Below are 10,288 nucleotides of genomic sequence, written 5' to 3'. Positions count from 1 at the left end.
GCCCCCGAATCGGAGGACGTCGTCCGCGCCATCCGGGCCGACGGCGGGACCGCGGTGTACATCCCCGCCGACGTGGCCGACGCCGGCAGCGTCCGCGCCATGGTCGGGGAGGTCGTGGCGTGGGGCGGCGGCCTGGACATCGCCGTCAACAACGCCGGCGCGTCCGGCCGCATGGTCGATCTGGCCGACCTCACCGACGAGGACTACGACACCGTCGTCGACGTCAACCTCCGCGGCCTCTTCCACTGCCTGCGCGCCGAGATCCTGGCCATGCGCGGGCACGGCGGGTCGATCGTCAACGTCCTGTCGACGGCCGCCCACCGCTCCTACCCCAAGGCCAGCGTGTACGGCGCCAGCAAGCGGGCCGGGCTGGCCCTCACCGAATCCGCGGCCATCGAGGAGATCGGGAACGGGATCCGGATCAACGCCGTGTCGCCCGGCGGAACCGAGACCGCGATGATGCACGGGCTGCGGACCGCCGACCCCGAGCTGTACAAGACCATGGTCGCGATGATGCCGACGGGCCGTTTCGCCGACCCGCACGAGCAGGCCCAGGTGATCGCGTTCTTCTGCGGTCCCGAGTCGGCGTTCATCTCCGCCGCCGCGCTCAAGGTGGACCTCGGCCAGACCCTCAGGTGACGCCGCCCGGCGGCGGCCGGTCAGGGGAGGGAGATCGCCTCCGGTGGGGCGCGGAGGCGATCTCCCGGTCAAAGGGACGAGACGGTCAGCAGGTCTGCTTCGGGGCCTGGGAGTTCACCTTGATCCGGTCGATGATCGAAGGGTCGTCCTGCATGGTGAAGTGGTTGATGTCGGCGCCGCCGTTGGCGCTTTCCGTGATTCTGAAGTCGTAGTGGAAGCAGTAGGGGTACCGCGAGAGGGCCTTCCAGAACGGGTCGATCGCGGTGTTGGTGATGGTCTCCTGGTTGCCGTCGCCGTCGGCGAAGTACCAGTCACTCTGGGGCGGGGCGATCTGTCCCAGAGTGAGGTTCGGGAGCTTCATACCGATGAGGGTGGGAACCTTGCTGACGGTCTCGGCGTAGACGTCGGTCTTGGGGAGCTTGGTGTCGAAGTCGGTCGAGCCGACATAGTGGGCCGCGATCTCCTTGACCGAGGCGGGCATGTGCGCTTCCTCGAGCAGCTGCGGCAGCTCGTCGGGCGTGTAGTCGGTGTCGTCGGGGTTGGTGGCGGCGTTAGTGAGGATGACCTGGCCGGTCCCGAAGATCGCGGGGTCGGCTAGGCTCATGTAGGTGGCCGGCGACATCCGCCACATCGCGGAGCTGCTCTGCGCGTTGGCCTGGTCGGCCGGCAGCGTGAAGTTCTGGGTGTTGTAGCCGATGAACAGCACCGCGGCGACGACGCCCTGGCCCGGGAAGTTGCCCGACAGCGTGGTGAACCCCTGGATGAACTTGTCGCGCCACGCGTCGGTCACATGGGTGAGCAGGTAGTGCGCGTACAGCGGGCCGTTGGAGTGCGCCACGAGGTGGACCCTGCGGTTCCCGTTGAGCTGGTAGGTCTCCTCGATCAGGGCCTTGGTCCGGTCGAGGAAGTTCTGCCCGGAGTCGATCGGGTTGCTCAGGTCGGGGGTGAGGTCGGACTGGTAACCCGCCACCCGGATGCCGCGGTCACGGGTCCAGCCGTTCGCCACCAGATCCTGGAAGAGGGTCTCATAGCCGGGCGCGCTCGCGGTCTTCCCGTAGTCGGGGATCTGCACCGAGACCCCCGGCTGGCGGGAGAACCGCTGGCTCATCGGCTTGCCGCCCTTGGCGCTGTAGCTGAGCGTCAGAAGACGGTCCTGGCAGACCTGGGTGTAGCCGCCGTTCGCCGGGGTGGGGTTGGGGAAGTAGTTGTCGAAACTGCCGGTGGTCGGGCAGCTCAGGTCGATCGTCTGGCCGGTGAGTGTGGTCTTCGTCTTGGTGAAGTTGTACGCTGGAAAAAGGACGATCGGGTTCTTCGTCACCCCGGGCAGCGCGTCGGCCGGCCCGGTGGCCGCCAGCGATGCGGCCACGCAGAGCAGTGCCGTGCTGAGTGCGGCGAGCTTGCGGAAGATCGGCATGGGTCGTTCCCTAGAACAGTGCCGTCCCTTGCGCGGACGGCACGATGAATGGGCCGGGCGGCGGAAGCCCGTCGTGGGCCCCCGCCGCTCGTGAGAATCCGGTCGAATCAGGCCTGCTGGTCTTCGCCGTCCCGGAACTTCAGGGTGATGATCTGTTCGATCGACTCGGCCAGACCGGAATCGATCTCCAGGACGTCGCGGTATCCGCTCAGGAGCTTGTCCTCGGCCTCGGTCAGGCCGTCGGCGAGCGCGAGCTCGACCGCCATGTAGTACGTCCTGACCCGGGCCTGCTCGGACCGTAGCTCGGCCAGCCGGGCCACGGCGTCGTCGAGACTGCCGTCGGCGGCCGACGCCAGGCCCTTGGCCGCCTGGTAGTACTGCTGGAAGTTGTGCCCGCAGAACTCCGGCAGCGCCTTCGCATACGACTCGACCATCGCCAGCTTCTGCGAGGTCGGCTTCCCGTCGATGTGCGCGAAGAGCATCATGGCGTGGACCATGACGACCTTCTCCCTGGTCAGATCGATGGCCGCCACCGGCGCCGTCAACGCGTTCATTCCGCGGCTCCCTTCACCGTTTCGTCGCTTCCGCAGGTGGCCGGAAGGTCGAGGAGGAAGACGGTCCCCGCGCCGGGTGTGCTCTCGAAGGTGATGTCGCCCTGCAGCAGGTTCGTGACGATGTTGCGGACGATCGCCAGGCCCAGACCCGTCCCGCCGATCTCCCGGCCGGAGGTGACGAACGCGTCGAACAGCCGCGCCCGCACCGACTCGTCCACGCCGCGCCCGTAGTCGGCGAACCTGATCTGGAACCGGTCCCGCTGGACGTCGCGCTCGACGAAGATGTCGATCCGGCCGCCCTCGTCGGGGCCGTAGGCGTACCGCAGGGCGTTCTGGGTGAGGTTGATAATGACCTGGCTGAGATGTCCGGGATAGCCGTCCCAGACCGGATCGACGTCGGCGGCCATCACGACCGACGCCTCGATCCGGTGCCGTTTCAGCTCCGGGCTCATCGTCTCGATGCAGTCGTCGATCGTCGACTTGATGCTCGCCGAGACCCGCTCGTCGGACAACTGCGACGCCGACAGCTTCCGGAAGCTCTGGATGAGCCGGTGCGCCCGGTCGAGGTTCTTGTTCATCAGCCGGATCGCCTCGTGCATCCCGGTCTCGGCCTCTTCCGGATCACCGAGCCCCGAAGCCAGCTCGGCCGCGAACTCGGCGGCCGCGTCGCCCGCCGTCCGCGCCACCCCCAGCGGGGTGTTCAGCTCATGGGCGACGCCCGTCACGGTCGTCGCGATGCTCTCCAGCCTGTCCTGGTACATCTGGTCCCGCAGCTCCTGCTCCTGGCTGAGCCGGTCACGGAGCCTGATCGTGGAGTAGGCGATGCACCAGTTCTCGATGAACAACTGGGCGTCGGCGGTGAGCTCACGCCGCGCCAGCTCGGTGATCTCCGGCGAGTGCATCGTGAACACGATGCCGCCGAGCACCGGGCCGGCGCCGTACCCGTCGCCCTCCCGCAGCCCCTCCTCCGCCGCCTCGAACAGGATGACGAAATCGTTGGCGTCCAGGCCGACCTGCGGGCCGTGATACTCCTGCATCCGTTTCAGGCCCTGCTCGTGCGCGTGGACCAGCGCGTCGGTCAGCTCCGGACGCCCCGAGATCACCGCGTTCTTCCCCAGCGACAGGTCATAGTTGAACGTCGTCGTGCAGCCGTGCTTGTACTCCATGAACCGCAGCGCGTCGCTCATGAAGACGACCAGGTTGTCGACCTCGCTGACGTACTGGAGGGCCCGCGTGAAACTCTGGAGCTGGCGCCCGTAGGCCAGGAGCGTCGAGATGTCCTGGGAGCTGCGCAGGCAGGCCCGCACCACCGAGAACAGCCGGGACGGCGTCATCTCCAGCTTGTTGAGGTAGTAGTCGATGTCGTAGTCGTTGAGGATCTGCTCCTCGGTCATCAGCCCGGCCTGACCGGTCCGCAACACGATCCTGGTCGAACGACGGCAGATCTCCCTGATCTGGCGGCACAGCTCCAGACCCGAGTCCTGACGCTCCATCACCACATCGACCAGGACCACATGAAAATCCGGGTCCTTCTCCAGCAGCGCGCTGGCCTCGGCCTGGTTGTAGGCGCTGACGCACTCGAACCGCGCGCTACGCCAGGTCTTGCGTTTCAGGACGAGTTTGGTGACCGAATGGATGTCCGCGTCGTCGTCCACGATGAGGATCCGCCACGGCGAATCCTGCCCGCCCGGATTCATCGCGGCCACCCGCCGTCGTCGGCCGCCAACGCCGTCCAGTCGGTGGGGCCGCCGAGCTCCTGGACGCTCTCATGAAGAGTCTCCAGGTCGACGCGCCGCCGCTCCAGCGAGGTGATCTCCTCGTAGGCCTTCACGGCCGTGCGCACCGCGGTCCGCAGACGGGAGGCCGTCAGCTCGTCCTTGGCGAGGTAGCCGTCGATGTCGTAGTCCTGCACGACCCGCTCCTCCGGCGCGAGACCCGGCTGACCGGTCCGCAGCAGCACCCGCACGTGCGGGCGGTGCAGCTCGGTGCGGATCTTCCGGCAGGCGTCCAGGCCGGCGTGGTCGTTCTCCATGACGACGTCCAGCAGGATGACCGCGAGGTCCTCGTGGTCGGCGACCATCGCCAGCGCCTCGGCGCCGTTGTTGGCGTGCAGCAGTTCGGCCTTGCGGTCCCCGAACCGCAGGCCCTTCAGCACCAGGTCGGTGACCTGGTGGACGTCCTGGTCGTCGTCGACGACCAGGATCCGCACCGTGTCCTTCGCGGTGCCGGTCACCGGGTCTTCTCCGCCATCAGCAGGACCTGCGGGTGGGTGACCACGAACCTGTGCTGGTGGGTGTCCCAGTCGGCCTCGAAGTCCTTGACCATGGTGTCGACGTCGTCCTGGGAGACGAGTGCGGGATCGGTCTCCTGGAACATGCTCAGCGCGAGCCGGTAAAAGTCCAGGAAACCATTTCCCAATTCGATGTTGGTCCGCAGGGAGATGTCGAACTCGCGCACCTCGAAACCGGCTTCGGCGACCATTCCGGGGAGCTTGCAGCCGATCGAATGGTCGCTTCCTCCCGTTTCCAGGACGGAGCGCCAGGAATCCCGCAGAATGGTGTGCGCCCGCCACGCGGGCTGGCACGTGCTGTAATTGATGTCCTCTTCGACGATGAAGACCCTGCCGCCGATCGGGAGGAGGTCGTAGACCTCCCGGAGCACGCGCAGCGGGTCGGAGATGTGCTGCAGCGTGTAGCGCAGGAAGCAGTCGGAGAACTCCTGGCGGGCCGGCTCGGGCAGCTCCTGGTCACCGAACCGGCAGACGTCCACCCGGTAGTTGGGGACCGTGTCCTGGTAGCGGCGGGCCAGGTAGGGGTTGGCCTCCACCCCGAAGAACCGCGCGTCGGCGAAGCTCTGCGCCAGGTACCTGCCGTGGTCGCCGTTCCCGCTGCCGACCTCCAGGACCTTGGTGCCCGGACGCGCGAAGCCCTGGCGCTCCAGCCACGCGTTCTCCCGCGGGCCGAACAGGCGGGTCTGGATGTCCAGGACCGCGTCCCATTTCGCCAGGAGGCTCTCCTCCTTGATCCCGTTCATGATCCCGATCGTCATCCAGGGGTTGTCCACCCCGGTCGCGATCTCCTCCGAGATCAGGTCGGGACCGAATTCCAGCCCACCCCAGGCATCGTTTTCGCTCACTTTTACCTCTCCCCACGGGTGTCCTTGTTCGAATGCCTCATGCATTCGCAACAGAAAGGCGGGTCCAGCGCACTGCGCAGCCGGCCCGCACAGGTCAAGTATTCGTTTTCCGGCGGCCCCTGGACGTCAGGGGACACCCCCAAAGAGAACCCCAATGTTATGTTTCCGTCTCTGAGAAGTTCTCAAAATGAGATCCCCGATGGATAAAGGGGTCAGCAGGGGCTCGCTTCTCCGGTGAGCTGCGACTTGGCGCGCCAGAAAAAGCAGCGGTAGAGGTCGTGGATCTTCCACGAGCCGAGGGCGCCGACCCGCTTCAACTGCAGGATCACCTCGTCGTCCTGGCGGAGCGAACCCCAGGTGAGGTTGGCGCTGCCCGTCCAGGTGAACTTGCCGGTCCGCGCGCCGATCCGGCCGGCGAGGAGGATGTACTTGCTGTGCATCGGGTTGGCGCTCCCGGCCGCGTCGAAGGCGTGCACCGGCACCCTCCTGGCCTTCAATCCGCCGAGCGCGGCGACCTGGGCGGGGTCCCGGTGGTCGACGGTGACCAGCAGGTCGACCGAGCAGCCTTTCGCGACGAGGCGGCCCAGCGCGTCGATCAGCCAGGGCCGCTTGTCGTTGAACGCCCCCATCGCGATCTTGATCGCGGTCTTGCCGCGGCGGCCCTTCCACGTGAAGTCGCAGCGCACCCTGTCGAGCATCCCCAGCACGGGATCGCCGGTGGCCTTGGGGAAGAACTGGACGGCCGCCGTACCGTCGCGGGTGCTCTTGTGTTTGGCCCAGTAGTCGGGATCCGGCTTCTGGTTCCACAGATCCCTGAAGTAGGCCGCGTAGGCGGAGTAGACGCGGCCCGCGCCGGCCAGGACGACCGCGTCGTTCCAGTCGGTGGTGTAACCGCCCGTCGCGTTCAGGTTCTGCGACGACTGGAACAGCACGTTCCTCGCACCGCGCGTCCGGCTGAACAGGATGAACTTGGTGTGGTTCAGCTTCGCGCCGATGCACGCCCGGCCCTTCGGGCAGGTCCGCACCCGGCCGGCGCCCAACGCCCGCAGCAGCAGCTCCGCTCCCGTCGGCCGCAGACCGGTCAAGGTGCGGTCCATGGTGCTGCTGTCGCCCACGAACCTGACGTCCACACCCCGCCTGCCGGCGGCGATCAGAGCGTCGGACACCGCGTAGGCGTTGGTGAACCGGTAGTAGCTCAACTTGATCGACGCGCCGCGAGGCGTCCCCTCGATCAGCGCGACGATCTCCTTCTCGATCCGCTTGGCGCCCTGCGGCGTCCGCGGATCGTTGAACACCAGATGCGACCGCAGCACGGCGGCCGCCGACACCGGCCCCGTGAGCACCGTCAGCGCGACGGCCACCGCCAGCGCCGCGTACGCCCTCCGACCCGCCATGATCCGCCCTCCCACAGAAGTCGCGCTCCGACGGAGATCCGCCAGAACCGCCTATTCGGAACCATAGGAGGATTCACCTAGACGAATTGTGCGATAAAAGCCGAATAGAGCAGTGAAACGGCCAACTGGAGTGGCGGTTGCTCAACGGCCCGGGCGACGGCGCTCAGGGTGGCCCAGCGGCGGCTAGGTCTCCGCGTCCGCCGCAGGCGTGACCTGGACGGCCTCCATGGGGCAGCAGTCGGCCACGTCGAGAGCGAGCTCGACATCCCGCGCGTCCTCCAGCGACGGGACCCGCACCCGGGCGCGGCCGTCGGGTCCCGGCTGGAACAGCCGCGCGGACGTCGACCAGCACAGTCCGCTGCCGTTACAGCGCCGGCCGTCGATCGACAGGCGGTGGGCCATGTCCGTCCCCCTCACGCCAGGACCACGGGGAGCTCCCGCAGCCCCCGGATGAAGAAGCTCTCCTGCCACCGCAGGTCCGCGCGGTCCACCGCGAGCCGTGCCTCGGGGAACGCCTTGACGAACTCCGGGAGCGCGACGCTCGCCTCCAGCCGCGCCAGGGCGGCGCCGATGCAGTTGTGGAGTCCGTGGCCCAGACTCACGTGCTTGGTGTCGGCGCGGCGCAGGTCGAGCGTGGTGGGGGAGGAGAAGCGGGCCGGGTCGCGATTGGCCGACATCACCAGCGGCGTGACCGCGGCACCGGCCGGGATCTCCACGCCGCCGAGGACCACGTCGGTCGTCGTGTAACGCCAGCTCGCCGCCGACAGCGGACCCTCGTAGCGGAACAGCTCCTCGACCGCCTGCGGGGACGGGCCCGGCTCGGCCGCCAGCAGATCCCGCTGCTCCCGATGCTCGATCAGCGCCAGCACCGCGTTGGCCAGCAGGTTCTGCGTGGTCGTGTAGGCGGCGACCACGAACATGGCGACCATGGCCACCAGTTCGTCGGCGCTCAGCCGGTCACCGCTGTCCCGCGCCTCGATCAGATCGGTCACCAGATCCTCGCCCGGCTCCCTGCTCTTGACCTCGATCAGCGTCTGGGCGTAGTCGACCAGCGCGGTCAGCGACGCGGGCGTGGTGACCGGGTCGCCGTTCGTGGCGTTGTCCACATGATGGGAGACGAACGCCCGCTCGTCGGCGCTGATGATGCCCAGCAGCTGTCCGACGACGCTCCCCGGGATCTCCTGCGCGTAGTCGGCGACGAACTCGATCTCCCGACGGCCCTTGAAGCCCTCGATCAGCCCGCCGACGACCTCCTCCACCACCGCACGCCACGCCTCGACCTTGCGTGGCGTGAACGCGGGCATGGCGAGTTTGCGCAGCCGCGTGTGATCCGGCGGATCGACCAACCCCATGTTGCGGCCGATCGGCGCGAAACTCAGACCCGAGGCGGTGAACTCCGCACTGGCGTGGACGGCGTCATTGCTGAACGTGCGAGCTTCACTGAACACCCGGTGGACGTCCGCGTAACGCGACACCAGCCACACCGGGGTCCCCAGCCCCTCGTAGACGTACACCGGGGCGTTCTCCCGCAGCCACTCCCACACCGGATAGGGATTCTGAAAATACGCAGGGGTACACAGCTCGGGCGACGGTCCCGGCATCGGCTCAACTCCAGAAGATCGACGGATCTCCCGCCGATTCTCGTGACCCCCGCCCCACCCCGCCTCAGGGCCCGCCCGCACCCCTGCCCCTGACCTTTGCTCTGCGCGTCGGTCAGAAGGGGGCGGGGAGCAGGAGTTCGACGTTGCGGTCCTCGGGTTTGCCGGACGCGGAGGGGTTGAACTGCCAGTCGTTGGCCGACAGCTCGCGGGACAGCGACGCCAGACGGGCCGGGTCGGCGCCGCCGCCGGGGGAGGCGGGGGCCGCGCTGTCCAGCACGGTCGCGAAGACCGACAGGGTGCCGTCGCGATTGTCGGCGATCTCCAGGAGGCGGCTCTGCTGCGGCCAGTCGATGTGCGCGGCGGTGCTGACCTCCCAGAAACCGCCGGCCGGGCCGGAACGCCGCCGGTGCGCGACGATCTCGTTGACGTGGGTGTGGCCGTTCACCAGCAGGACGACGTTGGGGAAGCGCAGCAGGAGCTTCTCCAGCTCGTCGCCGAAGACCCGGCCGCCGCCCAGCGGATTGGCCATCGTGTCGAGCGTGTGGTGCCCGAACACCACGACCAGACGGTCGCGCACCGCGTGCCGGACCGGCTGGCCCGCCGCGTCCAGATAGCGGCTGGACACGGCGGCCAGCTCGCGTTCGAGCCACCCGAACTGAGCGCGGTCCAAAGATCCGTCGGCGTAGCCCGCCGGGTTGCAGGTGTCGAGCACCAGACCGCGGACCGGCCCCCGGTCGAACCGGTAGTAGGCGGTCCCGTCCCGGTGGTTGGCCGCGGTGAACCCGTGGTCGAGGCCGTGCGCGCGCACCAGCTCGGCACGCGAGACCAGGCGGCGCGACCGGTCAGGCGTCACCTCGCGGAACAGCCCCGACCGGCTGTCGACCATCCGCTGGACGGCCGCCCGGTCACCGCGCCGCAGCACATCGGCCAGTTCGAGCCGCTGCGCCTGCGACACCGGCGCGACGATCTTCACCCCGCCGACCGCCAGCTCCTTGAACAGCGGCAGAAGCGGCACATTGCCCTGGACGAGCGCGTCGTGGTTGCCGTAGACGGCGAACCACGGCGTCTTCAGACCGGTGGCCTGGAACGGACGGCGGGCCGCGGCCAGCAGCCCCGGAACCTTGGGGAAGCCGTACCGGGACGTGGGCAGGTCCGCGACGCCCCGCTCGGGATGCCAGTAGCGTTCGTCAGGCCACCCCATGACGCCCTCGTACCGGTGGAAGTCCCCCGAATCGGGGCGGACCTTCCGGCCGTCCAGCACCTCGATCGTCCAGCGGACCTCGTTGTACTGGGCGTTGTCGGCCGCGTCACCGGTGTTGACCGTGAACGCCAGCGGAGCGCCCGTCACCGGGCCGCGCCCGACCCGGTTGACCGCCCGCACCATCGCCTCGGCGACCTGCGTCGTGAGCAGCTCGTGCGCGCGGTAGGCGCTGCCGAGGGGCAGCGACGACAGGATGCCGCCCGGATCGCTCACCCGGTCGAGGTACTCCACCCGGGCGGGCGACTGGGCGTCGACGATGTGCACGTCGGTCAGATGGGCGAACGCGACGA

10 protein-coding genes are annotated in these 10,288 nt (G+C 68.4%); 1 reads left to right on the top strand and 9 read right to left on the bottom strand.

The features are described 5' to 3' along the window. Positions 1-639 (top strand): SDR family NAD(P)-dependent oxidoreductase (locus tag ACYVE7_RS20890; protein ID WP_460366650.1); only part of this gene is annotated, 639 nt, incomplete at its 5' end. An 85-nt stretch (positions 640-724) separates the two neighbouring features. Here the strand turns inward: ACYVE7_RS20890 and ACYVE7_RS20885 are convergent. The 9 genes from ACYVE7_RS20885 to ACYVE7_RS20845 all read right to left on the bottom strand — a co-directional run. After that, positions 725-2,053, bottom strand: coding sequence for a lipase/acyltransferase domain-containing protein (locus tag ACYVE7_RS20885; protein WP_460366649.1), 1,329 nt, complete (start codon positions 2,051-2,053; stop codon positions 725-727). A 107-nt stretch (positions 2,054-2,160) separates the two neighbouring features. Beyond that, on the bottom strand, positions 2,161-2,607 hold the full coding sequence (locus ACYVE7_RS20880) for a tellurite resistance TerB family protein (protein ID WP_460366648.1): 447 nt from the start codon (positions 2,605-2,607) through the stop codon (positions 2,161-2,163). After that, positions 2,604-4,304, bottom strand: coding sequence for an ATP-binding protein (locus ACYVE7_RS20875; RefSeq protein ID WP_460366647.1), 1,701 nt, complete (start codon positions 4,302-4,304; stop codon positions 2,604-2,606). The genes ACYVE7_RS20880 and ACYVE7_RS20875 overlap by 4 nt, the downstream gene beginning before the upstream one ends. Beyond that, positions 4,301-4,840: a response regulator gene (locus ACYVE7_RS20870; RefSeq protein WP_460366646.1), complete on the bottom strand. Its 540-nt coding sequence runs from the start codon at positions 4,838-4,840 to the stop codon at positions 4,301-4,303. The genes ACYVE7_RS20875 and ACYVE7_RS20870 overlap by 4 nt, the downstream gene beginning before the upstream one ends. After that, on the bottom strand, positions 4,837-5,742 hold the full coding sequence (locus ACYVE7_RS20865) for a class I SAM-dependent methyltransferase (protein WP_460366645.1): 906 nt from the start codon (positions 5,740-5,742) through the stop codon (positions 4,837-4,839). The genes ACYVE7_RS20870 and ACYVE7_RS20865 overlap by 4 nt, the downstream gene beginning before the upstream one ends. A 212-nt stretch (positions 5,743-5,954) precedes the next feature. After that, complete coding sequence (locus ACYVE7_RS20860; RefSeq protein ID WP_460366644.1) at positions 5,955-7,136, bottom strand: phospholipase D-like domain-containing protein; 1,182 nt, start codon at positions 7,134-7,136, stop codon at positions 5,955-5,957. A 183-nt stretch (positions 7,137-7,319) separates the two neighbouring features. Continuing rightward, positions 7,320-7,538: a ferredoxin gene (locus ACYVE7_RS20855; protein ID WP_460366643.1), complete on the bottom strand. Its 219-nt coding sequence runs from the start codon at positions 7,536-7,538 to the stop codon at positions 7,320-7,322. 11 nt (positions 7,539-7,549) lie between these two features. Further along, complete coding sequence (locus tag ACYVE7_RS20850) at positions 7,550-8,680, bottom strand: cytochrome P450 family protein (protein ID WP_460366642.1); 1,131 nt, start codon at positions 8,678-8,680, stop codon at positions 7,550-7,552. A gap of 169 nt (positions 8,681-8,849) precedes the next feature. After that, positions 8,850-10,288: TIGR03767 family metallophosphoesterase (locus ACYVE7_RS20845; protein WP_460366641.1), on the bottom strand; the 1,439-nt coding region annotated here is incomplete at its 5' end.

It is taken from the genome of Actinocorallia lasiicapitis, assembly GCF_054778695.1.
This window is presented reverse-complemented; position numbering and strand designations above follow the sequence as displayed.